This window comes from Mesorhizobium sp. P3_A8 (assembly GCF_056402995.1).
Genome location: NZ_JBFUGI010000002.1, coordinates 249,846 through 273,674, shown reverse-complemented (window position 1 = coordinate 273,674; position 23,829 = coordinate 249,846). Strand labels below are relative to the sequence as shown.

The window sequence follows — 23,829 nt, the reverse complement described above, 5'->3', positions numbered from 1 at the left end:
TCGCAACCAGTTATAAGGGAAAGAGAGCTACAAACCAAAAATAGAACGGAAAATCGCTTGATGAGAGCGAGTTTAAATTTCGGTCTTGTTCCGTTGCACTGCTCGCAGGCGCTGCGCATAGAGGCCTCTCTCCTTTGCACACGCGGATCGACGGTCATTTTTGACGGAAAGCGCGCACGTGTCCATTCCAAGCCGCAACATCGGTCATTTCGGCAATGGCATTGAGCGCATAGGTAGAGCGCGCCGTCCATTGCGCGATCGCCTAGGTGAGCCGAACGACACGCCAGCGCAACTGTCGTAAAATGTATGAGCCAGGGAACGGCCTTCATCTCAGACCGTCCCCTGGTGGGCAACGACAAAACAGCAGCGCCATTCTCTTGTCGATCGAGCATGGATCGACCCGGAAGCGGTCACCCGCTTCGGGCCCGAACAGCCTACTGTCCGCCCATTTCCTTCTTGAATGTGTCGAAATCCACCTGCATGCCATTGAAGATGGTGCTCCAGTGGCGGGTCAGCGCGGCTATCGCCACGGCCTCCTGGATTTCCTCGTCGGTGGCGCCGGCGCGCTTGGCGTCCTGCGTGTCCGACCAGATGCAATAGTTGCACGGAATCTGCGCCGCCACCGCCAGCGAGATCAGCGACTTGACCTTTGGCGGCAGCGCCGTCTTGTCGCTGAGTTCGATGGCCTTGACCTCGGCCCAGGCACCGGGCAGACCGGCCTTGGGAAACTGCTTCACAAAGCTAGGCACGCCGCCCATGGTCGACTGGATGTCCTTGAGGGTTGCATCATAATCGTCGGCATGGACAGGTGCGGCGGCCAGCGTCAGCGCACAGCCGGCAGCGGTAAGCAGGCAGGCATGGCGTATGGATGAAAGCACGGATGAAAGAATGCGATTGGCAGACATGACATTCTCCTCTGGTCTTTGTTAGCCTTACGATGTAAGGTGATGGGGAAAATGAACCTTACAGTGTAAGCTGTCAAGCGGCGCCATGGACACATCGATAAAAAAAACCAGAACCCGTGGCCGGCTGTCGCGCGAGATGATCGAGGACGCGGCCTTCGAGGTGATCGAGAAGGAGGGGATCGCCGGCTTTTCGATGCGCAAGCTGGCGGCGGCACTCGGCTGCGAGGCGATGAGCATTTATCACCACTTTCCTTCGGTGGCGCATTTGCACGAAGCGCTGGTCGACCGGCTGGTCGGGGCACTTGAAATGCCCGACGCCAGCCTGCCATGGCGGCAAAGGATGCGCATTGCCATCGAGGATTTTCGCCGCATCGGCCGCGATCATCCGGCCTATGCCACTTTCTTCGTGACTTACCGCATGAACTCGCCGACCTGCCTTGCCTGGTTGAACGGCGTTATCGGCCTGTTCAGGGATGGCGGCTTCGATGCCGAACTCAGCGCGCGGCTGTTTCGTGCCGTCGGTTATTATTTGATGGGCGCGGTGCTGGACGAGAACGCAGGCTATGCCAAGGGGCCGTCGGCTGTGAACACGGTCAGCGACGAGCAACTGGCCCGGGATTTTCCCAATGTCATGGCCGTCGGGCGTTTTTTTGGCACCGCCGAATTCGACAAGACCTTCGAGCTTGGCCTAGACATGCTGCTGGACGAGATGGAACGCCTGCGCGACGGCGCCAACGCAAGCTAGTTGTCCAGCAAGGTGCGATACAAGGTGACTGTCTGAATGCGCTTTCTGTTTGTCCTGATCCTGCTCGCCGGCGCCGGCGTCGGCCTCATCTATCCCTGGGCGATGACCAATTTTTCCGGCCGCGAGATCGGCACCTGGCGCGTCTATGAGCAAGGCCGCTTCAAGCCATTGACCGTGTCGCTCTCCGGCCGCGACGCACCGGTGCGGGTGCTGGTCGACCTCACCGCGCGGGCCGAACGCATCGTTTCGCAGCAGCGCACGGTGTTGACGCTGACCGCCGCCAGCAATGGTCGCACGGTGCTTGCCTCGACGTTGCAGTTCAACCATGTCGACAACCCGCGCCAGGTCAGCCCACAGCTGCCCGACAAGATTTTTCGCGATGAGGGCGGCGTGATCGCGACCGTCAGTCCCGGCCCCTATGTTTTCACTGTTGGCCCGGGTGATGCCGAAGACATTCCGATGCGCGCGGTCGACCTCGTCCTGCGCTCCGGCGCCGGCGAGGCCGACAGGCGCGCGCGGCCAGTCGGCTTGGCGTTGATGGCGATCGGCCTGATCGGGTTTTTGCTGAGCTTGCGTTCCAGTGGCGGCCGGCCGGAAAATCCGAACTCGCAACCACCGCCGCCGCGCTGGGGCAGGGGAGCCAAGTGAATTACCGCCACGCCTACCACGCCGGAAATTTCGCCGACGTCGTCAAGCATGTCGTGCTGACGTGCCTGCTCGAGTATCTGAAGCAGAAGGACAAGGCGTTTCGCGTCGTCGACACCCATGCCGGCATTGGCCGCTACGATCTGTCGTCTCTCGAGGCGCAGAAGACCGGCGAATGGCAAGGCGGCATCGGCAGGCTGATCGACGCCTCGTTCGCTGCGCCGGTGGCGGCACTGCTGGCGCCCTATCTTGAGGCGGTGCGGTCGCTCAACCCCGAGGGCGGCATCCAGAAATATCCGGGCTCGCCGCTGATCGCGCGGCATCTCCTGCGCAAGCAGGACCGGCTGTCGGCGATCGAACTGCATCCCAAGGATGCCGCGAAGCTGAGGACACTGTTTGCCGGTGATTTTCAAGCCCGCATCATCGAGCTCGACGGCTGGCTGGCACTCGGCGCGCATCTGCCGCCGAAGGAGAAGCGCGGCCTGGTGCTCATCGATCCGCCCTTCGAGGAGGCGGGCGAGTTCGACCGCCTCGTCGACGGGCTCGTAACAGCGCACAAGCGCTGGCCGGGCGGCATCTATGCGCTGTGGTATCCGATCAAGGACCGCCGGTCGATTATCGCCTTCAGGAAGGCGCTGAAGCAATCTGGCATCCCGAAAATCCTCGACATAGAGTTCGAGATCAGGCCGGCCTCTTCCGAGCCCAGCCTCGACGGCAGCGGTATGGTGGTGGTCAACCCGCCCTTCACGCTGGAAGGCGAATTGCGAACCGTTTTGCCGGCACTGCACAAATTGCTCGCCGTGGAAAAGCCGGCGCACTGGTCGCTGGAATGGCTGGCCGGAGAGTAGGCGGGCATGGCTTCGGCTGCCTCGGCCGAGGCTATACTCCGGTGGCAGCCAGCGCGGCCGGCGTGATGCCGGATAGCCGCCTGCTTTCTCGTATCAGATGGGCCTGGTCCGCATAGCCGGCCTCGATCGCCAACACTGCGGTTGAGGTATCGCTGGATGCCTGCCGCAGGCGCCTGAAGCGGTGGAAGCGCAGGATCCGGTCAAGCGTCTTCGGGCCGTAGCCGAAACTTTCCTCGAAACGCCGCCGCAGCGTTCGTTCGCTCATATGCAAGGAGCGCAAGAGGAAAGGCACCAGCGGCTTGTCGGCTGGCAGACCTCGGTCGATAACGTCAAAGGCAAAGCCCATGACCGCATCGGGCGCACAGTGGTCTTGCGCGTGTGCGCCAATCGCCTCCTCCAATTGTCCCACCAGCTTGGCGAGATCGGGCGTGGCCTGGATGCGGCCTGCCAGATGGCACGCCAGCGCCCCCCAGAGCTCGCTGAGGTCAAGGCGTTCTCCGACGATCCGGTTGGCAGGCACGCCCAGCCAACCGGCGGCCGCCCCTGGCCGGAATCTGAACCCGACGATCGTTGCTCCGGACGGCAGTATCTCGATCTGCGGCTCCCGGTCCGGTCCCGCGACCCGAAAGCGGCCGTCGATCCACTGCAGGTCGATCGTCGCATCCGGCGTTATCACGACAGGTGGAGCGTCCTGGTCTCGCATGCGGTGGACCCAGATGGACGCGAAAGCGGCACCCAGCCGCCCCCCTGCGGGCCGTTCCTGGAAAGAGCCGGTGGTCTGCGCCAGTACCGCTTCCATCCCGTCTGCCTTTGTCAGTCCGCTCGACCCACAGTCTTATCGCCGGCTCGGTCTCTGGCCTCGGCCATTTTGGCCGAAATCTTCAATGCGTGCCGCTCCCGCCATGGCAAACCGCACCAAGCTTTCGGTGCCATTCGATGTCACCGACATCGCGCATCGTGAATATAGAAAGGAGAAACCATATGAAAGCTCGCATCAGTGTCATCACGCTTGGTGTCGATAGTCTGGAGGCGTCGCTCGACTTCTACCGAAACGGCCTCGGGCTTCCGACCGAAGGCATCATCGGCAAGGAGTTCGAGCACGGCGCCGTTGCCTTCTTCGATCTGCAGGGTGGCTTGAGGTTTGCGATTTTCGAACGCTCCAACATCGCTGTTGACGCTGGCATCGCCCAAACCGGCCGCAGCCCGACCGAGTTCACCATCGGCCACAATGTCACGAGCGAGGCCGAGGTGGATGCCGTGATGGCGCAGGCCATCAGCGCTGGCGCGCGCCTCGTCAAGCCGGCGCAAGATACGTTTTGGGGTGGCTATGCCGGCTATTTCCAGGATCCGGATGACCATCTCTGGGAAGTCGTCTTCAACCCGGCTTTTCGTCCAGAAGACTGATCCTGGAGAGGAACGCGTAGCCGGTAAGTACGTTGGTGGACGTTCCAGCTCGTTTCTGGAAACCATTGTTTCGGCAACCGCTTGACCGCCGTCAAGCGAATCCGCACAGTGCGCGCAATCGACCTTGAGAGGCTGTCATGACTCGCTTCGCCAAATCCGCTCTTGCCGCCCTGATTTCGCTCTGCACCCCGCTTGCCGCGCCTCTCGGTATCACCCAGGCAGTGCAGGCGGCCGACCTTGGTGTCTATTCCGACGACGATGGCGGTGTCTGCAGCCAGCCCTGGGTGCTGAGCAAGATTTCCAGCCGCTTCTCCTACCAGGTGCATCATGTGCCGCATCTGCCGGATGTGCAGATCACCGATTTTCACCGCATCCATCAGCACCGCTATCTGCCGGCCAACGACACCTGGCCGATCGGCCGCCGTTACTGCGGCGCCACTGTCAGTCTTTCCAACGGCCACGACCGGACCATCTGGTATCTGATCGAGGAAGGGCAGGGCTTTGCCTCGATCGGCGACAATGTCGAATTCTGCGTCTCGGGCTTCGACCGCTGGATGGTCTACAACGGCCGCTGCCGCGTCCTGCGCTAGACGCAGCTTTCCGATTATCGATTTGCTTTAGCCCCTGCGGCTCAATCAGCCGCAGGGGCTTTTCCGTGCCGTGTTGACAGCAAGTGCGATCCATCGCATAGGTATGAGACAGACCTGTCTCATCACTTGGGCGCGCCATGACACCGTCACCTCTCTCCGACAAACGCCAGCATCTCGTCGAAACCGCCTACGCACTGTTCAAGCGCGCCGGCTTCCATGCCACCGGCATCGACCGGATCATCGCCGAAGCCGACGTGGCCAAGATGACGATGTATCGGCATTTCCCCAGCAAGGACGAGCTGATCGTCGCGGTGCTCGACTATCGCGCCAGACGGTTTGACGATCAGCTCGACCAGCTTGCGCAGCAGAGCATCACGCCGGAGCAGAAGATCGCCAGGATATTCGACTGGCATGGCCGCTGGTTCCGGAGTCCGGATTTCCACGGCTGTCTGTTCGCCCATGCGCTGGCAGAATTCGGCGATCCCCGGCATCCGGTGTTCGAGGCTGTCGCCAGGCAGAAGAACGGCTTGAGGCAGCGCATGCAGGCGATCCTCGCGCAGGTGATGCCGCGCGGGCGGGCCGAGAACGTGGCGGCGACGCTGTTGATGCTGATCGAAGGGGCGACCCTGATGGCGCAGATGGGGCAGGCGGATACCGCTCTTCGTGAAGCCCGCAAGGCCGCCCTGGACATCGTTGCCGCCTCGCGCAGGCCGCAATGAGCCCGCTGGTCATAGGCCTCGCGCTCTTCGCGGCGATCCTGCACGCAAGCTGGAACGCTTTCCTGCGAACGGGCGCCGACAGGTTGTGTACCGTCACCGTGATGAGCTTCTCCAGCACGGCGCTGGCCATTCCCCTTGCAATCTTCAACGGTTTTCCCGCCACATCGGCCTGGCCCTATGTCGGGCTCTCGGCCTGTCTGCAGGTCGGCTACAGCGTGTTTCTGGTGGCGGCCTACAGATATGGCGAATTGGGACAGGTCTACCCGATTGTTCGCGGCAGCGTGCCTCTGCTCGTCACCCTCGGTGGCTTCCTGCTCGCCGGCCAGCAGCTCACCGTTCTGGAGACCGTCGGCGTTGCCCTTGTCGGTGGCGGCATCATGGGTCTTTCGCTCGGACGAGGAAGAGCCGCCACGACATCGATCCTCTATGCACTGGCGACGGGAGCAATCATTGCCGCCTATGCGACGGTCGATGCGATCGGCGTTCGTATGGCAGGCAATGTCGGCGCCTACACAGCCTGGGTCCTGCTCGCCTATGGCGCCTTGCTGCCGGCAACCTTCGTCGCCAGTCGTGGCCGGCTCGCTGTCGACCCGCGGGCCCCGGAAACCTGGAAGGCATTGGGAGGCGGCCTGTTCGCGCTTCTGGCCTATGGCGTCGTGGTGGCGGCCTTCGCGCTCGGACCTGCCGGTCCGATCACCGCGATCCGCGAGACCAGCGTCGTCTTCGCGGCTTTCATCGGCCGGCTGTTTCTCGGCGAGACGCTGACGCCGCGACGGGTCGGCGCCTGTGCCGTCGTCGCACTCGGCGCCATCTGCCTCGGCTATCAGCCGTGACGACAATGCATACGCCCGCCGGCACGCGCGGCACTGCCATCGACAATGGTCTGCTTGCCATACTCGCAATTGCCGCGGGCCTGACCGTCGCCAACAATTATTACAACCAGGCGATGCTTGGCCTGCTGGCGCATCAGTTCGCTCTGTCGGCCGGCGCGGTGTCAGTGCTTCCCGTCGTGACGCAACTGGGCAACCTGGGCAACGTCGTTGGCATCCTGTTTCTGGCGCCGCTCGGCGATCGGCTCGAGCGACGTTCGCTCATCCTGGCGACGACGGCGGCGCTGGTCGTCGCTCTCGTCGGTGCCGCATTGGCGCCCAGTTTTGTGTGGCTGGTCGTCGCCGGCATCGGCATTGGTCTCTTCGCCACGGTCACGCAACAGATCGTGCCGCTCGCCGTGCATCTGGCGTCGGCGCATGAGCGCGGCCGTGTGCTTGGCATCGTCACCGGCGGCATCCTCGTCGGCATCCTGCTCGCCCGCACCGTCAGCGGCTTTATCTCGGACATATGGGGATGGCAGGCCGTCTTCGCGGCCGCCGCCGCATTGATGCTTGCCACCGGCGCGGCACTCGCCTGGCGTCTGCCGCGCGTCGAGCCGGTCACCGATCTGAGTTATGGCAGGCTGCTCGGTTCGCTGTGGACGCTGCTACGCACGCACCGCATCCTGCGGCAGGCGATCGTCGTGCAGGCGCTGATCTTCGCGGCCTTCATCGGCTTCTGGTCGACACTCGCTCTTGCCTTCGACGCCGCTCCCTATCATTTCGGCGCCACGGCAGTGGGCCTGATGGCACTGGTCGGTGTCGCCGGCGCGTTTGCGGCTCCGCTCGCCGGCCGCTTCGCCGACCGGCGCGGGCCAGACGTCATCGTTTCGATCGGCGCCGGCCTGGCGGTTGCCGCCTTCGCCATCCTTGGCCTGTTCCAGGGATCGCTGGCGGCGATGATCGTCGCGGTGCTGATCCTCGATCTTGCCGTGCAGTCGTCGCAGGTCGCCAACCAGGCGCGCATCCATGCTCTCGATCCGACAGCCCGCAGTCGCCTGAACACCATCTTCATGGCGACGATGATTCTCGGCGGCGCCTGCGGCTCTGGTCTTGCAGGGCTTGCCTATTCGGCGTGGGGCTGGAGCGGCACCTGCCTGTTCGGCGCGGCATCCGCCGCAACCGCGCTGCTGGTGTCACGAAAGCCCTGAATTTTTCGGACTATCGCCGGCAGGTAAAGCGGCTAACCCTCTCACCGAGAGCAACGCATCACTTTCGGGAGCCTTCATGGACCTTGCCACCATCCTAGCCTTCGCGGCCGCCTTCTTCGTCTTCGCCGCCAGCCCTGGCCCCGACAACATGACGATCGTCGCCCGCACGATCTCCGGCGGTGCGGCGTCGGGCATCGCCTATGGTGCCGGCACTGTGGTCGGTATCATCATCTTCCTGATGCTCGCTGCCTTCGGGCTGTCGATCATCGCCGCCAAGATGGCGATCGTTATGACGGTGCTTCGTTATGGCGGAGCGGCCTATCTGATCTGGATGGGCATCAAGCTGTGGACGGCCGTGCCCGTCGTGCCGGAGCTGCAGCCCGTCTCCGGCCGGCGTGGGCTGCTGACGATCTTTGCCACCGGTGTCGCGCTCAATCTCGGCAATCCGAAAATGCCGCTGTTCTATGTGGCGCTGTTGCCCAACGTCGTCGGAGCCTCGCTGACATCAGCGCATCTCGGCGTCCTCGTCGCGGTGATCCTGGCTGTCGAGATTGTGGTGATCGGCGGGCATGTCCTTCTCGCCGGCCGTGCCCGCAATCTGTTGCGCACGCCCAAGATCGTGCGACGGGTCAACCGCGCGGCGGGCGGCGTGATGATCGGCGCCGGCGTTGCCGTGGTCGCAACGCGCTAAAGCAATTCCAGGAAAACTGCGTAGCGCTTTCCCTGGGGAATTGCGCCAAACAAAGAGCCTAAGGGCGTTCGCTCGATCGCAGTGCTATTTTTTGCGTTGCGCCGGCTCGGCCATGTCGATGATCTTACGAAGATAAGCAATGTGGCCGCGAAAGGCCCGCCGCCCAATTGTCGTTGCCCTGATCCGGGTCTGCGGCCGCCGCCCGACGAAAAGCTTTTCGACATCGACATAGCCCGCTCTGGCCAGCGTATCGATGTGCGCCCCGAGATTTCCATCAGTGGCTTCGATCATGGCCTTCAACTGGCTGAATTCCAGCGCCTCGCGCCTTTCCAGCGTGTTCAAGACGGCCATGATCCTGAGCCTCGTGCTCTGATGGATGATGTCGTCGGCACTCATCAGTGCGCTCCAATGCGGCAAGCCTTGGGCCGTCGCCATATGACTCGGCAATCTCGGGCAGCGGTAGTGACAATGCAGAATACTCTGCCATGCAGAGTATTCTGTCAATCTGTCAGCAGTCGGTGGAAGCATGCTTGACAAGGTGATTGTCAGATCGGTCGTCGCGTCGCGCTCGTGATCCGCATGCACCGTTCGTCTGCAGGAAGAAGATCGCCGCGATGAGGTGGCAGGTCATGATATTCGTGGCTGACGATCAGGCGTAAAGTTGCTCACTAGTCTTCGGAGTTCGATGGTGGACTGGCATCGAGAATGCCGGTGTGAAATTGCTGGCGATATCAGAAGATCAGCAACGGATTGTTGCGATGATGAGTGTGATCGCATCTCGATCTCAACGAAAATTTAAGCTGAGAAAATCATACCATTGCTTCGCTGGCTAGCGAGCCGCGAGTCAGATATGCATTGCGCGCCGGGGTCATTCACGGCCATCGGCATAACGTGAAGGGGCATGACATGGCTAAGCAGTCATCTAAAGCGCCGGCATCCAAAGCACCGGCAAAGAAAGCACCCGCAAAAGCAGTCGCGGCGAAGGCCGCAACAGCAGTGAAGAAAGCAGCGCCTGCCAAGGCGGCGGCAAAGCCCGCAGCGAAAGCAGCACCGGCCAAGAAGCCGGCTGCAGCCAAGGCTGTGGCGAAGCCCGCAGTGAAGAAGGCAGCGCCCGCCAAGGCAGCGGCAAAGCCCGCCGCTAAGGCAGCAGCAAAGCCAGCCGCGAAAGCAGCACCGGCCAAGAAGCCTGCGGCCAAGGCGGCGGCAAAACCCGCGGCCAAGAAGGCAGCGCCTGCCAAAGCAGCGGCAAAGCCCGCCGCTAAGGCAGCAGCAAAGCCGGCCGCGAAAGCAGCAGCGGCCGCGACAAAGCCTGCGGTGAAGAAAGCCGCTGCGCCGAAGGCCAAGGCAGCGCCTGCGAAGGCGAAGGCTCCGGCCAAGAAGTAGACCGGTCGTTGGGGCGTCGCGTGTCCTTCGGGACTCGGCAAGGACGCTCTGACGCACTGGATCGAAGCAAGTCCGGCAGCGGGTTCAGCCCTGAGGGCTGAACATCGGGATGGGACCGAGGGGCAAGCAAAGCGAGGCGCCGGTTGGCTGCCTCGCTCGCCCTTTGGATTGTCTCCCTGCTGCGATCGGCAAAGGCCCCGGTGCAATGCCTGGGGTTGGTGAGATGCGAATGCAGGTTTGAATCCCGTCAGCCTGCCGTCGTCGCTTGCTCGTGTTTTCCAGCGTATCAGCCTGTAGGCCTGTCGCGATGTCTGGGGCGGAAACCACAACCGGTTTCTGGCCGCTGTTTTTTTGCGCTCTGGCGGTTGATCGCGAGCGCTTGTCCAGTCAACAGTGGACGCCTGCAAACAGGAAACCGATCATGCCGAAGCTGCTCTATGCATCTGCCTCTCCGTACAGCTCCAAGGTAAGGATGGCCGCGGCCTATGCCGGCATCGCGCTCGATCTGGTGCCGGTCAAGACCGAGGACAAACCGGCCGAACTGATCGGCGCCAATCCACTCGGCAAGATCCCGGTTCTGGTGCTCGATGATGGCCGCTCGGTTCACGACAGCCGCGCCATCACCCAGCACCTCAACCGGATTTCGAAGAACGGCTTATTCCCGCGCAATCCCGACAAGCGGCTGGAAGCGGAAGTGCTGGAGGCGCTGGCTGACGGTATCTGCGATAGCGCGCTGTCGATGGTCTATGAGCGCCGCACCCGGCCTGAGGAGATGGTCTATCAGCCCTGGCTCGACCGCCAGTGGGCGAAGATCACCGCCGCGCTCGATCTGCTCAATGCCAACCCGCCCAAACTGCCGAAGAAGATCACCGCCGGTCAGATGGCGCTGCGTGCCTGCCTCGGCTATCTCTCCCTGCGCTTCGCCGGCAAATGGGAAAAGGGCCGTGGCCGGCTGACCCGCTGGGCGGCGCGTTTTGACGAGAAGTTTCCGGAACTGAAGTCGGCGGTCCCGGGCTGAGAACAGCCAGGCACAAAAAAAGCCGGGCGCGAGGCCCGGCTTTTTCGTGTCGTGGCTTGAACGACTTAGAACTTCATACCGACGCCGAAGGTGACGCGGTTGTCGGTGGCCTTGACCTTGCCGATACCGTCGAAGTCCTTCGAGCCGAAGTCGGTGTAGCGGTACTCGACACGGCCGAAGATGTTGTCGGTCAGCTTGATGTCGGTGCCGACGCCGGCGGTCCAGCCGAGCATGGTAGCGGTGTCGCTGGCGCCGAGGACGGTATCCTCGACCTTCAGGCTTTTGCCGGCGAGACCGCCGGTGCCATAGAGCAGGATTTCCGGGGTCACAGCGTAGCCGAGACGGGCACGCAGCGAGCCTTCCAAGCCGCCCTTGGAGTTGATGCCGTTGTCGTCGCCCTTGACGCCGTTGTAGCCGAGTTCGGCTTCGCCGCCGTACACGAAGTTCTCCTGCTGCCACTGATAGCCGCCGAAGACGCTACCGACGAAGCCCTTGGTGTCGGTCGAATCGCCGAAATCCTTTTCCTTGGTACGGCCGCTAAAGCCGTAGCCAACATTCAGACCGGCGTAGGGGCCGGCCCAGGATGCGACGGGCAGTTCGGCAACCGGAGCGGGTGCCGGCGGCTCTTCCTGGACGACGTCTGCGGCATAGGCAGTACCACCGAGGGCGAAGAGCCCGAGCGCGACGACCAGCGGTCGTGCGAATTTAAGATTGGCTTGCATTGTTCTTTACTCCTTAAGCCACAGGACACAGGCTTGTTTCTCACGATCGCCATCAACCCGTCCGGGGGGTGAAACGGATCTGGCGTTCGTCGGTTCCAAATGTCGTGTCAAAATGCGGCTGAAGCGAACCTGAACTTGGGTCATTCCCCGGCGCGAATGAGGCGGAACCTTGACGTTGCATCTTCGCAACAGCGAAATGTCAGCAGCCATTTCATGCTGCGCTGCACACCGCTTGGTGCAAGGAGTCCAGCGTCCTATATTGCGATCCAGCGCTTCCGACTCCAAGACGAGTCGGGATGCCGAACCTGGCACTTCGCCACAATGCTGCCCCAGGTGAGAACGCCATTTAACGCATGCCGGGCCATATTTCGTCGGCGTCGTGTTTTCGGGCCGAAATTGAGGATTGACAACAGATGAGCAAAGCCACTGCCGCGGCGCTGGTGACGGGCGGGGCGAAACGGATCGGCAAGGCAATTGTCGAAGACCTCGCCAGCCATGGATTTGCCGTCGCCATCCACGCCAATCGCTCGCACGATGAGGCGGATTCCTTGGCCGCAGGGATCAACCAGTCTGGCGGCCGCGCGGCGGTGGTAAGCGCCGACCTGACCGACATGGATGCTGTCAGCGACCTCGTCGGCCAGGCGGAGGCCGCGCTCGGGCCGATCTCGCTGCTGGTCAACAACGCTTCGCTCTTCGTCGATGATTCCATTGAGGATTTCGACTGGCAAGCTTGGGATCGCCACTTTGCCATTCACGTCAAAGCGCCGGCGCTGCTGGCACAGAATTTCGCCAGCGCCTTGCCGGAAGGGCGCGACGGGCTGATCGTCAACATCATCGACCAGCGCGTCTGGCGGCCGACACCGCGCTACTTCTCCTATGCACTGTCGAAGTCCGCCTTGTGGACCCAGACGCAGATGTTGGCGCAGGCGCTCGGGCCCCGCATTCGCGTCAACGCAATCGGTCCGGGCCCGACGCTGAAGAATGCGCGCCAGGACGATTCCGATTTTGATGCGCAACTCGCCGGCCTGATCCTGAAGCGCGGCCCGGAATTGCCTGAATTCGGCGCCACCATCCGCTATCTCTGGGAGGCGCGATCGGTCACCGGCCAGATGATCGCGCTCGATGGCGGCCAGCATCTTGCATGGCAGACGCCCGATGTGACAGGCATGACGGAATGAGTCCTCTAGACCAAAAGAACAAGCCGCGCGGCGGCGCCGATGATCTGCCTCCCGAAATCGACCTCGAGGACGAGGCGCTGGAGGAGATCGTCGAACCGATCGGCCCGGATGTCGCCTTCACGGCCATCGACTGGACGCCGCATGCCGGCGACGCTGAAGGCATGGTCGGCGCCGAAGTGATCCAGACGCTGGTCAAGCGGCTGCCCAACGCGCCCGGCGTCTACCGCATGATGAACGCCGCCGGCGACGTGCTCTATGTCGGCAAGGCGCGCAGCCTGAAGAAGCGCGTCACCAACTACGCGCAAGGCCGGTTCCACACCAATCGCATCGGCCGCATGGTGCGCGAGACGTCGACGATGGAGTTCGTCGTCACCCGCACCGAGATCGAAGCGCTGCTGCTCGAAGCCAATCTTATCAAGCGCTTGCGGCCGCGGTTCAATGTGCTGATGCGGGACGACAAGTCGTTCCCCTATATCCTTTTGACCGGCGATCATCTCTCGCCCGGCATCTACAAGCATCGCGGTGCGCGGTCGCGCAAGGGCGACTATTTCGGCCCCTTCGCCTCGGCCGGCGCCGTCGGCCGCACCATCAATTCGCTGCAGCGTGCCTTCCTGCTCAGGAGCTGCACAAACTCGTTCTACGAAAACCGCACGCGGCCATGCCTTCTGTACCAGATCAAGCGCTGCGCCGGCCCCTGCACCGGTGAAATCTCGCATGAGGGCTACGTCGAACTGGTAGAGGAGGCGAAGGACTTTCTCTCGGGCCGCAGCCAGAAGGTGAAGACCGAGATTTCGGCGGCCATGCAGCAGGCCTCGCAAGACCTCGATTTTGAGCGCGCGGCCATCTATCGCGACCGGCTGGCGGCTCTGTCGCATGTGCAGAGCCATCAAGGCATCAACCCGGCGACCGTCGACGAGGCCGATGTCTTCGCCATCCATCAGGAAGGCGGCCAGGTCTGCATCCAGGTGTTCTTCTTCCGCACTGGCCAGAACTGGGGCAACCGCGCCTATTTCCCGAAAGCCGACCCGGCGCTGGAAGCCGCCGAAGTGCTGGGCTCGTTCCTGGCGCAGTTCTATGACGACAAGCCGACGCCGCGGAACATCCTCCTGTCGCACGGCGTCGAGGATCAGGAACTGCTGGCCGAGGCGCTCTCCACCCGCGCCGGCCGCAAGGTGGCGATCTCGGTGCCGCAGCGTGGCGAGAAGAAGGACCTGACCGACAACGCCCTGCAGAACGCCCGTGAGGCGTTGGGCCGCAGGCTGGCCGAAACCTCGACGCAAGGGCGATTGCTTGCCGGTTTCGCCGAGACGTTCGGTCTGGCCAAGCCGCCGGTACGCATCGAAGTGTACGACAACTCGCACATTATGGGCACCAATGCCGTCGGCGCCATGGTCGTCGCGGGACCGGAAGGGTTCGTGAAAAACCAGTACCGGAAATTCAACATCCGCTCGACCGAGATCACGCCGGGCGACGATTTCGGCATGATGCGCGAGGTCATGGAGCGGCGCTTTTCGCGGCTGCTCAAGGAACATGGCGATATCGCCGTGGCCGACGCCGCGCCAGCGGGCGAGGCGGCCGATGACATCGAAGACGATATCTCAGGCAATTTCCCGGCCTGGCCCGACGTCATCCTGATCGATGGCGGCCAGGGCCAGATGACGGCGGTGCGCAAGATTCTCGCCGATCTCGGCATCGAGGATCGCGTCGTGGCGATCGGCATCGCCAAGGGCCAGGACCGCGATGCCGGCCGCGAGCGCTTCTTCGTCAGGGGCAAGGACTCGTTTTCGCTGCCGGTGCGCGACCCCGTGCTCTATTTCGTCCAGCGCCTGCGCGACGAGGTCCATCGCTTCGCCATCGGCTCGCACCGGGCCCGGCGCAAGAAGGAAATGGTCAAGAGCCCACTCGACGAGATCGCCGGCATCGGCCCAGGCCGCAAGCGCGCGCTGCTGCTGGCATTCGGCACCGCCAAGGCGGTCAGCCGCGCGGCGATCGAGGATCTGAGGAAAGTCGAGGGCATTTCCGAACAGGTCGCCAAACTGGTCTACAATCATTTCCACGAGAGCTGACCGATTCCGGGTATTTCGGCTGGCCAATCGATTTTGGCCTGTTGACCCCCTACAACAGCTTCTGATTTGAGTACGCAGGTAGAAAGAGTCTCCTAGACATGGCCAAGCGCGCGTTCAACCTGCCCAACATGCTGACCTACGCCCGTATCGTCGCGGTGCCGTTGGTCGTGCTGTGCTTTTTTCTCGAAGGCCATCTGAAATCGAGCGACTTCGCCCGCTGGTCGGCGCTGATCATCTTCCTGCTCGCCTCCATCACCGATTACCTGGACGGCTATCTGGCGCGCGCCTGGCAGCAGACCTCCAACATCGGCAAGATGCTCGATCCGATTGCCGACAAACTGTTGGTCGCCACCTGTCTGCTGTTGTTGGCCGCCGACACCGATCGCCATGCCGGCATCGCCGGCTGGTCGCTCTGGGCGGCGATCATCATCCTGTGCCGCGAAATCCTGGTCTCGGGCCTGCGCGAATATCTGGCGGCGCTCAAGGTTTCGGTGCCGGTGACGCAGCTCGCCAAATGGAAGACCGCCATCCAGATGGTCGCCATCGCCTTCCTGCTGGCGGGGCCGGCCGGCGACAAGATCTTCCCGCTGACGACGCAGACCGGCCTGGTGCTGCTGTGGATCGCGGCACTCGTCACGCTCTACACCGGCTACGATTATTTCCGCGCCGGCCTCAAGCACATCATGGACGAGTGAGATGACGACCCGTCTCATCTATTTCGCCTGGGTGCGCGAACGGATCGGCACATCGGAGGAAGACGTCGAACTGCCCGCCGGCATCGAGACAGTCGCCGACCTCTTGCGCTGGCTGCAATCGCGCGGCGAGGGCTACGAGCACGCGCTGCAATATCCCGACGTGATCCGCGTTGCCATCAACCAGGAACATGTCGATCATCGCGAGAAGATAGCGGGCGCGCGCGAGATCGCGCTGTTCCCGCCGATGACCGGGGGCTGACACCCATGTCGGCCGTCCTGGTGCCAAGCGTGCGCATCCAGCGCCAGGATTTCGACGTCGCCGCCGAGATTGCCGGGCTGACGCAAGGCCGCGCCGATATCGGAGCGGTGGTTTCTTTCTCAGGCCTTTGCCGCGACGAGCAGGGCGCGCTCTCGGCACTCGAACTCGAGCACTATCCCGGCATGGCGGAGGCCGAGATCGGCCGCATCGCCGCTGAGGCGGTTCAGCGCTGGCCGCTGCAAGGCCTCACCGTCATCCACCGCCATGGCAAGATCGCGCCGGGCGAAAACATCGTGCTGGTGGTGGCCGCCTCGGCCCATCGCCAGGCAGCGTTCGAGGCGGCGAACTTCCTTATGGATTATCTCAAATCGCGCGCGCCTTTCTGGAAGAAGGAGCATCGCGTTGATGGCTCCGAGGGCGGCTGGGTCGAGGCCAAGGAAGCCGACTCCCATGCGGCCGGGCGCTGGAAGTCGCCGTCCGAATAAATCCCTGTCGCAGTCATGCATTGACCGCAATCCTTTGGCCAATTGGGCGCGGTTGATCAGCCTAGGCGTTGGCAGTCCGAGGCAAGGGAGGCGGTCATGCTGGATAGGCTCGCGGAGTTCTTCGTCTTCGGTTTCGTGCCTCTGGTCATCGGCATCCTGGCGGTGCCGGAACTGTCCGTGGCCGCCGAAAAGACGGTGACAGGCGAGGTGATCTATCGCGAGCGCATCGCCCTGCCGCCCAGCGCCGTACTTTCCGTCCAACTTGCCGATATGTCGCTTGCCGACGCGCCGGCCAAGATCATTGGCGAGCAGACTGTCAAGCCGGCCGGCCAGGTGCCGATCAGCTTCGAGATCAAATTCGATCCATCGGCGATCCGGTCGCAGATGACCTATGCGCTGCAGGCGCGTATCACAGTCGATGGCAAGCTGATGTTCATCTCCGACGTGCGCCATCAAGTCGATCCGCTGACCGACGCGCCGCAAACCATCATGCTCAAGATGGTGGCGCCGAACGCCGAGTCTGCGGATGCTGTCTTTGGCCAAGTCTGGGTGGTCGACTATGTCGACGGCATCGGCGCCATCACCGCGCCGCAGGCGACGTTCCGGGTCAGCGAGGCCGGCAAGGCTGGCGGCAGTGGCCCCTGCAACACCTATTTTGCCACGGCGAAGGTCGATGGCCAGGCGATCGCGATCAGCGAGATCGGCTCGACCTACAAGGCTTGCGCGCCGGAGGTGATGGCCGAGGAAAAGGCCTTGTTCGATGCACTGGCCAAGGCGGCGTCATACAAGGTCGATGCCGGCAAGCTCACAGTATCAGACAAGGACGGCCGCGAAATCCTGCGCTTCAGCGCCGCGAGCTGATTTCCGCATCGGCGTCACATCGCAGCCGTCTCCTTGACCATGGTCTTGACGATCTCGATGGTCTGGTCGTCGGCCGGAAACAGCATTTCCAGGGCAAGCTCCGCCAGCGTCACATCGTTGGGCGTGCCGAAAACGGTGGTGGTGTTGAGGAAGGACACGTTGCCGAGGCGCGTTGCGATGCGCAGCGGCGTTGCCAGCCGCTGCGCCGCTTCCAGCCCTTCCGCTGCATCGGAGCCGGCCGGCGAGGGATAGGCCATCACTTCGGCCAGCAGGCCCTGGATGACCGGGTCGGCGCGCGCCTCGATCTGCTGGCGCAGCACATGCACCGTATGCGCGCGCCACGCGGCGAAGTTCAGGATGCGCGGACCCATGCCGGCCGGGTGCAGGATGAGGCGCACGGAATTGACCGGGCTGCGCATGAGGTCGGCTGAGCATCCCTCATAGAGCTGCGGCAACGCCGAGTTCGACAACACCACGTTCCAATGGCGGTCGACGGCGAAGGCAGGGTAGGGCTTGTGCGCCTGCAGCACGCTGTCGATCGCTGTCCTGGCCGCTTCCAGCTCCGCCAGCGAGCGCTCCTGGAAGCCGGGCGCAAAGCCGGCCGCGAGCAGCAGCGTGTTCTGATCGCGCAGCGGCACGGCAAGGCATTCGGCCAGCCGCACAATCATCTCCCGGCTTGGCCGCGAGCGTCCGGTCTCGAGATAGGACAGATGCCTGGTCGAACTGTTCGCCGCCAAAGCGAGATCGGTCTGCGTCATCCGGCGCTGCTCGCGCCAGCGCCGCAGCAGCACGCCGAAGGGTGTCTGGTGCAGTGTCATTGCCGGAACCTATCGCGCGACGGCGTCACGGTTCAATGACCTGCAAGGTCAAATTCGACGTGACCAGACCGTCGCTTTTTGACCTTCGAGGTCATGGATTTCGATCCTCCACCCGGCGAATTCTCTCCTCCGAAAAGGCGGTGCATTGCCGTTCTCGCAAACAGATGGAGTGAAAATCATGACCAGGTCCCTGGATGCTAAGGCGTTGGCCGACCGCTATGTCGCCGTGTGGAACGAGACGGACGCAGAGCGTCGCCGCGCGGGCATTGCCGCCCTGTGGGTGCCCGACGGCCAGCACTATGTCGGCGAACGCGCGATGCGCGGCTACGAGGCGCTCGAGGCACGGGTACGCGGATCGCACGAGAAGAATATCCGCGACGACGGCAACCGGTTCCGCGCCGTCTCGAATGCCCGCCTGCTGCACGACGTCGTCACCTTCACCTGGGAGATGCTGCCGACCGATGGCGACACCGTGCTGGCGACCGGCCTCGAAGTCCTGACCGTCGACGACCAGGGCCGCATCCTGGTCGACTACCAGTTCGTCCCGGCCTGAACGGGCTCAAGCCAAAGCAATTCCAGGAAAAGTGTGAGCGGTTTTCCGCCCAGAATTGCGTAAAAACAAAGAGATAGAGCGGTTCGCCGTTTCCGTGAAATGGTGAAACGCTCGAGGAGACGAAAATGCCTTTCATCACAACAGCCGACGGGACGCAGCTCTATTGGCGCGAGTGGGGGCAGGGGCAGCCGATGCTCTTCCTCAGCAGCCTCGGCTTTGGCAGCCAGATGTGGGATTACCAGATGGCCGCCTTCGCCGAGCAAGGGTTCCGCTGTATCGCATTCGACCGTCGCGGCCACGGCCGCTCCGATCATCCGTCCCAAGGCTATGACCACGATACTTTCGCCGACGATGTCGCCACACTGATCGAGCAACTCGATCTTACCGACATCACCCTGGTCGGTCATTCCATGGCGGGTGGCGAGGCGGTGCGCTACCTCACCCGGCATGGCAGAGATCGCGTCAAGCGGCTCGTCCTGCTGGCGCCGATGACGCCGATGCTGCTCAAGACCGACGACAATCCGGGTGGCGCGCCCCGGGACGGTTTCGAGGCTCTGTGGGCGTTGTGGAAGCACGACTATCCAAAGTGGGTGGCCGACAACATCGCGCCGTTCTTCATTCCGGAGACGTCGCCCGGCATGGTGCGCTGGGGCTACACCCTGGTGCAGGTTTCCGTTCCCGTGGCGCTCGCCTGCAGCCGCGACATGGTCGAGCAGGATTTTCGCACCGAATTGCGCGAAATCACGCTTCCGACGCTGCTCATCCATGGCGACCGCGACCGCTCGGCGCCGATCGAACTGACCGGCATGCCGTCGGCGAAACTGATCCCTGATTGCCGCTTCCTTGTCTATGAAGGTGCGCCACACGGCATCATGTACACGCATATGGACCGGCTGCATGCCGACATACTGCAATTCGTGCGCGAGAGTTGATCGAATCACCAATGAAAAAGGCCGGCGAAACGCCGGCCTTTTTGCATCAGATTTGGCAGTGTCGGCTCAGCCGACGATCTCGGTGTCCGAGAACCAGTACTTGATCTCTTCCGCCGCGGTCTCAGGTGCATCGGAGCCGTGCACCGAATTCTCGCCGATCGACAGCGCGTGCACCTTGCGGATGGTGCCTTCGGCGGCGTTGGCCGGGTTGGTGGCGCCCATCACTTCGCGGTTGCGGGCGATGGCGTTCTCGCCTTCAAGAACCTGCACGACAGTCGGGGCCGAGGACATGAACTCAACCAGCTCGCCAAAGAACGGGCGGTCCTTGTGGACGGCGTAGAAGCCTTCGGCCTCACGACGGCTCATCCAGACGCGGCGCGAAGCGATGACGCGCAGGCCGGCGTCTTCGAGCATCTTGGTGATGGCGCCGGTGAGGTTGCGCCGGGTTGCGTCCGGCTTGATCATGGAAAAGGTGCGTTCGAGCGCCATGGGTCGTCCTTGTCTGAGAATGGAATTGAGAGTGGCGGGCTCTATACAAGCCGCCCGGAGCCAGAGCAAGGGGTGAGGAGCGGCCCGCGAAGCGGGCGGAAAGCCAATTGCTTGGCTTTCCGAGTGACGAACACCCGAAGCGGCAGCGAAGGGCCGGAACGGTGTGTGTTTTTATGCAAGGCTGATGTCGACAAGGCAAGCCAGGAGGCACGATCAGATGGCTGCACAGCAACGCTTTGCTTGCTATAGTCGCGTGTCGGCGCCGCGCTGAAGTCGGCCCGAATGGAGACAACATGACCATGGCAGACGATCGTCAGGAGCGCATTCGCAACCGCGCACATCAGATCTGGCAGGAAGAAGGGCAACCGGCCGGCCACCACGAACGCCATTGGCACCAGGCGGCAGCCGACGTCGACCGTGAGGATGCCACGGGCAAGCCAGCCAAAACGCCAGCCAAGAAGGCAGCCGGCGCCGGCAAGGCAAAGGCCGAGCCCAAGGAGGCCCAAGGTAAGGTGGCCAAGGCTGCCAAAAAGCCCAGCAAGCCGAAGAAGGCAGCAGCCAAATAGCCCTACGGCGTCAGGCTGCCGCGGCAACCTTTCGTCCCAGCCCGCCATGCAGGTCGAGGCAGCGGGCAAACCATTGCGCCACGATGTCGCTGTTTTCGAGCAGCTGATAGGGCGTGGCGATGCGCGCCCATTGCAGCGCGCCGAAGACGATATAGTCCGCAAACAGCGGCGAGGCGCCGCCGATGAAGGGCTGGTAGCCCAGCATCGAGCGCAGCGGCTCAAGCGACGCCCGAAACGCCGCCAACCCGGCGTCGCGGGCCGCGACGATGTCTTCCAGCCGCTTGCCCAGGCGTTGCTCACGGCTCCGGCGGAAATAGGTGGCGTTCTCCTCGTCCTGCATGGTGTGGAGATCGACGATCGCAGCGATGGTGACGTACGGGTGGATGGTCAATTGGGACCAGCGCTCGATGAAACGCGCCATCGCCTTGCCGCCTTCGCCGCCAAACAGCGTCGGCCGATCCGGATAGGCCTCATCGAGATAGAGCGCGATGGCGAAGGAATCGATGACGACCTTGTCGCCGTCGCGGATCACCGGCACGGTCTTCGAAGCGCCGCCCTCGATGGTGGGGACCTCGAGAAAACGCGTCGGCGCGGTCGAGATATCGAGCCCCTTATGGGCCAGCGCCATCGTTGCCTTCCAGCAATGCGGGCTGAATGGACGGCTCTCGTCACGCCCGACAAGATCATAAAGCAGAATCGTCATTGGCGCGCGTCCCTTTGCGGTCTGGAGCAATTCCAGGAAAAGTGCGAGCGGTTTTCCCGGGAAAAGCGCGTAGCGCTTTCCTTTGGGAATTGCGTCTAAACAAACAGTTAGAGCAATTCACCGTTTCCGTGAAACGGTGAATTGCTCTAGGTATCGCGCCGACACCCGAAACAGGCGCGGCGGGAGAGAAGATGAAACAGCACTTCATGATGTTTGCAGCCTACAATCAATGGGCCAATGGCCGCATCTATGATGCCGCTGCCGATCTCGACGATGAGGAATTCAACCGTGATGTCGGCGCCTTCTTCCGCTCGCTGATGGGCACGCTCAACCACCTGCTCGCCGCCGACCGCGTCTGGATGAAGCGCTTCAGCGGCGAAGGCGACGCGCCGACGGCGGTGGACGCCATCCTGCATCGGGCCTTGCCCCATCTGAGGATGGCGCGGGAGGCAGAGGACCGGCGGATCATCGACTGGCTCGGCGGTATGAGCGACAAGGCGCTGTCGGGCCGCTTCACCTATATGACCCTATCGGATATGCGCACCGTCTCGCAGCGTCTGGCGCCGGCGCTGGCGCATGTTTTCAACCACCAGACCCATCACCGCGGCCAGGCGCACGGCATCTTAACTGTGCTCGGTAAGCCAAGCGTCAGTTTGGACTTGATTAATTTCCAGCGCACCCCCGAGGGCCGGGTCTTCTCCTGAAACGGCCGAAGCACGCAACTGCCCAAGAGAAGCGGTGTGGACGGAAGCTAAGAAAGCGCTTCGGGGACGAGCAATACGCCTTCGAAGAGCTGGTGGCGGAGCTGGGCAGCGCCTTTCTGTGTGCCCGTCTCGGCATTCCTGCCGGGTATCGGTCGGCCAGCTACCTCGATAACTGGCTTAAGGTGCTGAAGCAGGACACCAGAGCCATCTTCACTGCCGCCAGCTATGCCGGGCAGGGGGCGGACTTCCTTTGGAACCAGGCCTTCCCCAAGGTCGATGAGAAGCAGCTCGAAGAGGCTGCATAGCGAAATGCTTTGACGCGCCCGGAGGGTGCGTCATTGTTTTATATGACGTGGTGACACTTCCCCATTGGTTATGTCAGGCGTCCATGGGGGCGCCTTTTTGTCGTTGATGCTGCGTGCTTCAGTCTACGCAGTCACTTCTGATCGGGATATCTGGCCTTGTTGTATTCCCTGATCGCAGTTGGAGCAATAAACAGAGCAATTGCTCCTACAATGAATACAATGGCGAAAAATGTTGTCATGAAGTCCCCCTGTGGTGTCGAAATCACCCTAGTGGCATTTTCGCAGACCGCAAGTCCCTGCGGAGGCAGATGACATATCGCGATGTGCGTCCCTGACCGTTGCTCTTCATGCCCGCACTGTCACAACCCGATTCAGTGCGAGTCTTCTGGTTTTTCGGGATTTCACTACATGTACCCGTAGTGTAGCAACCTCTCGTGCATTTCTAGGGAATAGACTCTGGAAGGCGCAGAGAAAGAGGAACTTTTCTCATGGAACTTTCGCCAGAAATATCAGAGGCCATTGAGGCCGCCCGTCTTGAAGCCCACGGCGTTCTAGACCGAAGCTTCGACGCACTTCGTGAGCGACTTACGCCTGTTCCCAAAGGGCCTACAGGCCTTATCATCTTCAAGGTGCCGTCCGATGAAGATTGCAGCGACTCCCGTAACAAAACTGGCTTTAACCTGACGCGTGAGGGTGTCGAGATCCTGTTCCGGCTTCTTGATAATGGGGCCGGCTACAACTCGGCTGGCCGCAAGATGTCAATTACGCAAACGGCCGTTAAGAACCGCAAGCGGGATTGGGAGCTTGCTGGTGGTCAGCAACGCAAAAAGTGGTTTATTCCCTACCTCGACACCAAGGTTTGAACAATTTGGCCCCGGCGCAAGTCCGGGGCCATTTTACGCGGTCGGGTTCAGGAGCGGCTTTTCCCGCTCGCCGCCATGAAGGTGATGAAGGCGCGCAGCGCGACGACAGCGCCCGCTGCATAGAGGCCTGTAGTGCCGTGATTGCTCAGGAAGCTCACAGCCTGATCGGTACTGGCCGTGTTCTGTTCTGCCAAAATCGCCAGCGTTCCAAACGAGCCAAGCGTACTCCCGGTGACCGTGTTCAGGCCGTAGTTCACCTCTTGTGCCTGCGCAACCTTGCCGTCCGGTGGACGCTGGTCCCCGCCGCCGTCATCAAAGATATCTTCAAGCGACATACAGCGAGAGCCGCACCAATTTCGACAGGAACACGCCTATTGAATTGAACTGACAAGATATAGCCCCCGGCAGCGCGGGCGCGGAATGCTACCGCACCCCCTGATTCAACGCTCCGCCGACGTTTCCACCAGTAAATGTGCTGTTCTCAACCACCAGACCCATCACCGCGGCCAGGCGCATATGATCCTGACGGTTCTAGGCCGCCCCTTCCGTGCCGCTCGACCTGGTGCATTTCCAGCGCACCGAGGAGGGAAGGGCCTTCGCCTGATTGAGATTGTTTCGTTCTAAGTCCGGGGCCTACGCCGGCTATTGCCGCATCTTTTGCT

Annotated in this window: 31 protein-coding genes and 1 pseudogene; 23 read left to right on the top strand and 9 right to left on the bottom strand. The window is 62.4% G+C overall.

Going from position 1 to position 23,829, the window contains the following annotated elements; translation table 11 throughout:
• Window positions 1–434: 434 nt before the first annotated feature.
• The gene (locus tag AC1DX4_RS05480; protein ID WP_477219364.1) at window positions 435–905 is read right to left on the bottom strand and encodes a carboxymuconolactone decarboxylase family protein; all 471 of its coding nucleotides are present in this window, start codon (window positions 903–905) and stop codon (window positions 435–437) included.
• A gap of 85 nt (window positions 906–990) precedes the next feature.
• On the opposite strand from AC1DX4_RS05480, the gene AC1DX4_RS05475 reads away from it, so the two are divergent.
• The 3 genes from AC1DX4_RS05475 to AC1DX4_RS05465 are packed head-to-tail and all read left to right on the top strand — an operon-like array spanning window position 991 to window position 3,143.
• Window positions 991–1,650 carry a TetR/AcrR family transcriptional regulator gene (locus AC1DX4_RS05475; RefSeq protein WP_477219363.1) on the top strand — a complete coding sequence of 220 codons (660 nt, stop codon included), beginning with the start codon at window positions 991–993 and terminating at the stop codon, window positions 1,648–1,650.
• Between the two features lie 36 nt (window positions 1,651–1,686).
• A complete protein-coding gene (locus AC1DX4_RS05470) occupies window positions 1,687–2,298 on the top strand; it encodes a hypothetical protein (protein WP_477219362.1) in 612 nt (203 codons plus the stop codon).
• The gene (locus AC1DX4_RS05465) at window positions 2,295–3,143 is read left to right on the top strand and encodes a 23S rRNA (adenine(2030)-N(6))-methyltransferase RlmJ (protein WP_477219361.1); all 849 of its coding nucleotides are present in this window, start codon (window positions 2,295–2,297) and stop codon (window positions 3,141–3,143) included. The genes AC1DX4_RS05470 and AC1DX4_RS05465 overlap by 4 nt, the downstream gene beginning before the upstream one ends.
• 31 nt (window positions 3,144–3,174) lie before the next feature.
• Here AC1DX4_RS05465 and AC1DX4_RS05460 read toward each other — a convergent pair whose 3' ends face one another.
• Window positions 3,175–3,942, bottom strand: coding sequence for an AraC family transcriptional regulator (locus AC1DX4_RS05460; RefSeq protein ID WP_477219360.1), 768 nt, complete (start codon window positions 3,940–3,942; stop codon window positions 3,175–3,177).
• A gap of 182 nt (window positions 3,943–4,124) precedes the next feature.
• Between AC1DX4_RS05460 and AC1DX4_RS05455 the strand changes: the two genes are divergently transcribed.
• From AC1DX4_RS05455 to AC1DX4_RS05430, 6 genes are all read left to right on the top strand, one after another.
• The gene (locus AC1DX4_RS05455; RefSeq protein WP_477219359.1) at window positions 4,125–4,547 is read left to right on the top strand and encodes a VOC family protein; all 423 of its coding nucleotides are present in this window, start codon (window positions 4,125–4,127) and stop codon (window positions 4,545–4,547) included.
• Window positions 4,548–4,684: 137 nt separating this feature from the next.
• Window positions 4,685–5,137: a hypothetical protein gene (locus tag AC1DX4_RS05450; RefSeq protein WP_477219358.1), complete on the top strand. Its 453-nt coding sequence runs from the start codon at window positions 4,685–4,687 to the stop codon at window positions 5,135–5,137.
• A 137-nt stretch (window positions 5,138–5,274) separates the two neighbouring features.
• Window positions 5,275–5,856: a TetR/AcrR family transcriptional regulator gene (locus AC1DX4_RS05445; RefSeq protein WP_477219357.1), complete on the top strand. Its 582-nt coding sequence runs from the start codon at window positions 5,275–5,277 to the stop codon at window positions 5,854–5,856.
• Window positions 5,853–6,689 (top strand): EamA family transporter, encoded by an 837-nt coding sequence (locus tag AC1DX4_RS05440; protein ID WP_477219356.1) that lies wholly within the window; start codon window positions 5,853–5,855, stop codon window positions 6,687–6,689. The genes AC1DX4_RS05445 and AC1DX4_RS05440 overlap by 4 nt, the downstream gene beginning before the upstream one ends.
• 5 nt (window positions 6,690–6,694) lie before the next feature.
• Window positions 6,695–7,876: an MFS transporter gene (locus AC1DX4_RS05435; RefSeq protein ID WP_477219355.1), complete on the top strand. Its 1,182-nt coding sequence runs from the start codon at window positions 6,695–6,697 to the stop codon at window positions 7,874–7,876.
• A gap of 76 nt (window positions 7,877–7,952) precedes the next feature.
• Window positions 7,953–8,567 carry a LysE family translocator gene (locus tag AC1DX4_RS05430; RefSeq protein WP_477219354.1) on the top strand — a complete coding sequence of 205 codons (615 nt, stop codon included), beginning with the start codon at window positions 7,953–7,955 and terminating at the stop codon, window positions 8,565–8,567.
• A gap of 84 nt (window positions 8,568–8,651) precedes the next feature.
• Here the strand turns inward: AC1DX4_RS05430 and AC1DX4_RS05425 are convergent, their stop codons facing one another.
• Both AC1DX4_RS05425 and AC1DX4_RS05420 read right to left on the bottom strand, forming a co-directional pair.
• The gene (locus tag AC1DX4_RS05425) at window positions 8,652–8,963 is read right to left on the bottom strand and encodes a transcriptional regulator (protein ID WP_477219775.1); all 312 of its coding nucleotides are present in this window, start codon (window positions 8,961–8,963) and stop codon (window positions 8,652–8,654) included.
• A 476-nt stretch (window positions 8,964–9,439) separates the two neighbouring features.
• Entirely contained in the window at window positions 9,440–9,910 is a 471-nt protein-coding gene (locus AC1DX4_RS05420) for a hypothetical protein (RefSeq protein ID WP_477219353.1), read from the bottom strand.
• 461 nt (window positions 9,911–10,371) lie between these two features.
• Here AC1DX4_RS05420 and AC1DX4_RS05415 point away from each other — a divergent pair, with 461 nt between their 5' ends.
• On the top strand, window positions 10,372–10,968 hold the full coding sequence (locus AC1DX4_RS05415) for a glutathione S-transferase family protein (protein WP_477219352.1): 597 nt from the start codon (window positions 10,372–10,374) through the stop codon (window positions 10,966–10,968).
• A gap of 65 nt (window positions 10,969–11,033) precedes the next feature.
• Here the strand turns inward: AC1DX4_RS05415 and AC1DX4_RS05410 are convergent, their stop codons facing one another.
• Window positions 11,034–11,690 (bottom strand): outer membrane protein, encoded by a 657-nt coding sequence (locus AC1DX4_RS05410; protein ID WP_477219351.1) that lies wholly within the window; start codon window positions 11,688–11,690, stop codon window positions 11,034–11,036.
• A gap of 413 nt (window positions 11,691–12,103) precedes the next feature.
• Between AC1DX4_RS05410 and AC1DX4_RS05405 the strand changes: the two genes are divergently transcribed.
• The 6 genes from AC1DX4_RS05405 to AC1DX4_RS05380 all read left to right on the top strand — a co-directional run bounded on the left by AC1DX4_RS05405 (window position 12,104) and on the right by AC1DX4_RS05380 (window position 17,234).
• Window positions 12,104–12,868 (top strand): SDR family oxidoreductase, encoded by a 765-nt coding sequence (locus AC1DX4_RS05405; protein WP_477219350.1) that lies wholly within the window; start codon window positions 12,104–12,106, stop codon window positions 12,866–12,868.
• Window positions 12,865–14,934 carry an excinuclease ABC subunit UvrC gene (uvrC, locus tag AC1DX4_RS05400; protein ID WP_477219349.1) on the top strand — a complete coding sequence of 690 codons (2,070 nt, stop codon included), beginning with the start codon at window positions 12,865–12,867 and terminating at the stop codon, window positions 14,932–14,934. Before AC1DX4_RS05405 ends, uvrC begins: the two co-directional genes overlap by 4 nt.
• A 98-nt stretch (window positions 14,935–15,032) precedes the next feature.
• Window positions 15,033–15,629: a CDP-diacylglycerol--glycerol-3-phosphate 3-phosphatidyltransferase gene (gene pgsA, locus AC1DX4_RS05395; RefSeq protein WP_023673449.1), complete on the top strand. Its 597-nt coding sequence runs from the start codon at window positions 15,033–15,035 to the stop codon at window positions 15,627–15,629.
• A 1-nt stretch (window position 15,630) separates the two neighbouring features.
• A complete protein-coding gene (gene moaD / locus AC1DX4_RS05390; protein WP_032929596.1) occupies window positions 15,631–15,888 on the top strand; it encodes a molybdopterin converting factor subunit 1 in 258 nt (85 codons plus the stop codon).
• A gap of 5 nt (window positions 15,889–15,893) precedes the next feature.
• Window positions 15,894–16,373 (top strand): molybdenum cofactor biosynthesis protein MoaE, encoded by a 480-nt coding sequence (locus tag AC1DX4_RS05385; RefSeq protein WP_477219348.1) that lies wholly within the window; start codon window positions 15,894–15,896, stop codon window positions 16,371–16,373.
• A gap of 96 nt (window positions 16,374–16,469) precedes the next feature.
• A complete protein-coding gene (locus tag AC1DX4_RS05380) occupies window positions 16,470–17,234 on the top strand; it encodes a YbaY family lipoprotein (protein WP_477219347.1) in 765 nt (254 codons plus the stop codon).
• A 14-nt stretch (window positions 17,235–17,248) separates the two neighbouring features.
• Here AC1DX4_RS05380 and AC1DX4_RS05375 read toward each other — a convergent pair whose 3' ends face one another.
• Complete coding sequence (locus tag AC1DX4_RS05375; RefSeq protein ID WP_477219346.1) at window positions 17,249–18,052, bottom strand: helix-turn-helix domain-containing protein; 804 nt, start codon at window positions 18,050–18,052, stop codon at window positions 17,249–17,251.
• Between the two features lie 178 nt (window positions 18,053–18,230).
• Between AC1DX4_RS05375 and AC1DX4_RS05370 the strand changes: the two genes are divergently transcribed.
• Window positions 18,231–18,605 carry a hypothetical protein gene (locus AC1DX4_RS05370; protein WP_477219345.1) on the top strand — a complete coding sequence of 125 codons (375 nt, stop codon included), beginning with the start codon at window positions 18,231–18,233 and terminating at the stop codon, window positions 18,603–18,605.
• A gap of 125 nt (window positions 18,606–18,730) precedes the next feature.
• Window positions 18,731–19,537, top strand: a complete 807-nt coding sequence (locus tag AC1DX4_RS05365; protein ID WP_477219344.1) for an alpha/beta fold hydrolase — start codon at window positions 18,731–18,733, stop codon at window positions 19,535–19,537.
• A gap of 66 nt (window positions 19,538–19,603) precedes the next feature.
• Here AC1DX4_RS05365 and ndk read toward each other — a convergent pair whose 3' ends face one another.
• On the bottom strand, window positions 19,604–20,026 hold the full coding sequence (gene ndk / locus AC1DX4_RS05360; RefSeq protein ID WP_354459573.1) for a nucleoside-diphosphate kinase: 423 nt from the start codon (window positions 20,024–20,026) through the stop codon (window positions 19,604–19,606).
• A gap of 293 nt (window positions 20,027–20,319) precedes the next feature.
• Here ndk and AC1DX4_RS05355 point away from each other — a divergent pair, with 293 nt between their 5' ends.
• On the top strand, window positions 20,320–20,592 hold the full coding sequence (locus AC1DX4_RS05355) for a DUF2934 domain-containing protein (protein WP_477219343.1): 273 nt from the start codon (window positions 20,320–20,322) through the stop codon (window positions 20,590–20,592).
• A 10-nt stretch (window positions 20,593–20,602) separates the two neighbouring features.
• Here AC1DX4_RS05355 and AC1DX4_RS05350 read toward each other — a convergent pair whose 3' ends face one another.
• Entirely contained in the window at window positions 20,603–21,295 is a 693-nt protein-coding gene (locus AC1DX4_RS05350) for a glutathione S-transferase family protein (RefSeq protein ID WP_477219342.1), read from the bottom strand.
• A gap of 191 nt (window positions 21,296–21,486) precedes the next feature.
• Between AC1DX4_RS05350 and AC1DX4_RS05345 the strand changes: the two genes are divergently transcribed.
• The 3 genes from AC1DX4_RS05345 to AC1DX4_RS05335 all read left to right on the top strand — a co-directional run bounded on the left by AC1DX4_RS05345 (window position 21,487) and on the right by AC1DX4_RS05335 (window position 23,167).
• On the top strand, window positions 21,487–21,999 hold the full coding sequence (locus AC1DX4_RS05345; RefSeq protein ID WP_477219341.1) for a DinB family protein: 513 nt from the start codon (window positions 21,487–21,489) through the stop codon (window positions 21,997–21,999).
• Window positions 21,996–22,304, top strand: a complete 309-nt coding sequence (locus tag AC1DX4_RS05340) for a zincin-like metallopeptidase domain-containing protein (RefSeq protein WP_477219774.1) — start codon at window positions 21,996–21,998, stop codon at window positions 22,302–22,304. The genes AC1DX4_RS05345 and AC1DX4_RS05340 overlap by 4 nt, the downstream gene beginning before the upstream one ends.
• Window positions 22,305–22,792: 488 nt before the next feature.
• On the top strand, window positions 22,793–23,167 hold the full coding sequence (locus AC1DX4_RS05335) for a hypothetical protein (RefSeq protein WP_477219340.1): 375 nt from the start codon (window positions 22,793–22,795) through the stop codon (window positions 23,165–23,167).
• A 47-nt stretch (window positions 23,168–23,214) separates the two neighbouring features.
• On the opposite strand, the gene AC1DX4_RS05330 is transcribed toward AC1DX4_RS05335, so the two are convergent.
• Window positions 23,215–23,502 (bottom strand): hypothetical protein, encoded by a 288-nt coding sequence (locus tag AC1DX4_RS05330; protein ID WP_477219339.1) that lies wholly within the window; start codon window positions 23,500–23,502, stop codon window positions 23,215–23,217.
• A gap of 145 nt (window positions 23,503–23,647) precedes the next feature.
• Here AC1DX4_RS05330 and AC1DX4_RS05325 point away from each other — a divergent pair.
• A pseudogene (locus AC1DX4_RS05325) lies at window positions 23,648–23,771 on the top strand (DinB family protein); the annotation flags it as partial.
• Window positions 23,772–23,829 lie beyond the last annotated feature (58 nt).

Coding starts and splice junctions, on each gene's coding strand:
- AC1DX4_RS05480 (WP_477219364.1), bottom strand. CDS start 905: ATGTCTGCCAATCGCATTCTTTCATCCGTGCTTTCATCCATACGCCAT.
- AC1DX4_RS05475 (WP_477219363.1), top strand. CDS start 991: ATGGACACATCGATAAAAAAAACCAGAACCCGTGGCCGGCTGTCGCGC.
- AC1DX4_RS05470 (WP_477219362.1), top strand. CDS start 1,687: ATGCGCTTTCTGTTTGTCCTGATCCTGCTCGCCGGCGCCGGCGTCGGC.
- AC1DX4_RS05460 (WP_477219360.1), bottom strand. CDS start 3,942: ATGGAAGCGGTACTGGCGCAGACCACCGGCTCTTTCCAGGAACGGCCC.
- AC1DX4_RS05455 (WP_477219359.1), top strand. CDS start 4,125: ATGAAAGCTCGCATCAGTGTCATCACGCTTGGTGTCGATAGTCTGGAG.
- AC1DX4_RS05450 (WP_477219358.1), top strand. CDS start 4,685: ATGACTCGCTTCGCCAAATCCGCTCTTGCCGCCCTGATTTCGCTCTGC.
- AC1DX4_RS05445 (WP_477219357.1), top strand. CDS start 5,275: ATGACACCGTCACCTCTCTCCGACAAACGCCAGCATCTCGTCGAAACC.
- AC1DX4_RS05440 (WP_477219356.1), top strand. CDS start 5,853: ATGAGCCCGCTGGTCATAGGCCTCGCGCTCTTCGCGGCGATCCTGCAC.
- AC1DX4_RS05435 (WP_477219355.1), top strand. CDS start 6,695: ATGCATACGCCCGCCGGCACGCGCGGCACTGCCATCGACAATGGTCTG.
- AC1DX4_RS05430 (WP_477219354.1), top strand. CDS start 7,953: ATGGACCTTGCCACCATCCTAGCCTTCGCGGCCGCCTTCTTCGTCTTC.
- AC1DX4_RS05425 (WP_477219775.1), bottom strand. CDS start 8,963: ATGAGTGCCGACGACATCATCCATCAGAGCACGAGGCTCAGGATCATG.
- AC1DX4_RS05415 (WP_477219352.1), top strand. CDS start 10,372: ATGCCGAAGCTGCTCTATGCATCTGCCTCTCCGTACAGCTCCAAGGTA.
- AC1DX4_RS05410 (WP_477219351.1), bottom strand. CDS start 11,690: ATGCAAGCCAATCTTAAATTCGCACGACCGCTGGTCGTCGCGCTCGGG.
- AC1DX4_RS05405 (WP_477219350.1), top strand. CDS start 12,104: ATGAGCAAAGCCACTGCCGCGGCGCTGGTGACGGGCGGGGCGAAACGG.
- uvrC (WP_477219349.1), top strand. CDS start 12,865: ATGAGTCCTCTAGACCAAAAGAACAAGCCGCGCGGCGGCGCCGATGAT.
- pgsA (WP_023673449.1), top strand. CDS start 15,033: ATGGCCAAGCGCGCGTTCAACCTGCCCAACATGCTGACCTACGCCCGT.
- moaD (WP_032929596.1), top strand. CDS start 15,631: ATGACGACCCGTCTCATCTATTTCGCCTGGGTGCGCGAACGGATCGGC.
- AC1DX4_RS05385 (WP_477219348.1), top strand. CDS start 15,894: ATGTCGGCCGTCCTGGTGCCAAGCGTGCGCATCCAGCGCCAGGATTTC.
- AC1DX4_RS05380 (WP_477219347.1), top strand. CDS start 16,470: ATGCTGGATAGGCTCGCGGAGTTCTTCGTCTTCGGTTTCGTGCCTCTG.
- AC1DX4_RS05375 (WP_477219346.1), bottom strand. CDS start 18,052: ATGACACTGCACCAGACACCCTTCGGCGTGCTGCTGCGGCGCTGGCGC.
- AC1DX4_RS05370 (WP_477219345.1), top strand. CDS start 18,231: ATGACCAGGTCCCTGGATGCTAAGGCGTTGGCCGACCGCTATGTCGCC.
- AC1DX4_RS05365 (WP_477219344.1), top strand. CDS start 18,731: ATGCCTTTCATCACAACAGCCGACGGGACGCAGCTCTATTGGCGCGAG.
- ndk (WP_354459573.1), bottom strand. CDS start 20,026: ATGGCGCTCGAACGCACCTTTTCCATGATCAAGCCGGACGCAACCCGG.
- AC1DX4_RS05355 (WP_477219343.1), top strand. CDS start 20,320: ATGACCATGGCAGACGATCGTCAGGAGCGCATTCGCAACCGCGCACAT.
- AC1DX4_RS05350 (WP_477219342.1), bottom strand. CDS start 21,295: ATGACGATTCTGCTTTATGATCTTGTCGGGCGTGACGAGAGCCGTCCA.
- AC1DX4_RS05345 (WP_477219341.1), top strand. CDS start 21,487: ATGAAACAGCACTTCATGATGTTTGCAGCCTACAATCAATGGGCCAAT.
- AC1DX4_RS05335 (WP_477219340.1), top strand. CDS start 22,793: ATGGAACTTTCGCCAGAAATATCAGAGGCCATTGAGGCCGCCCGTCTT.
- AC1DX4_RS05330 (WP_477219339.1), bottom strand. CDS start 23,502: ATGTCGCTTGAAGATATCTTTGATGACGGCGGCGGGGACCAGCGTCCA.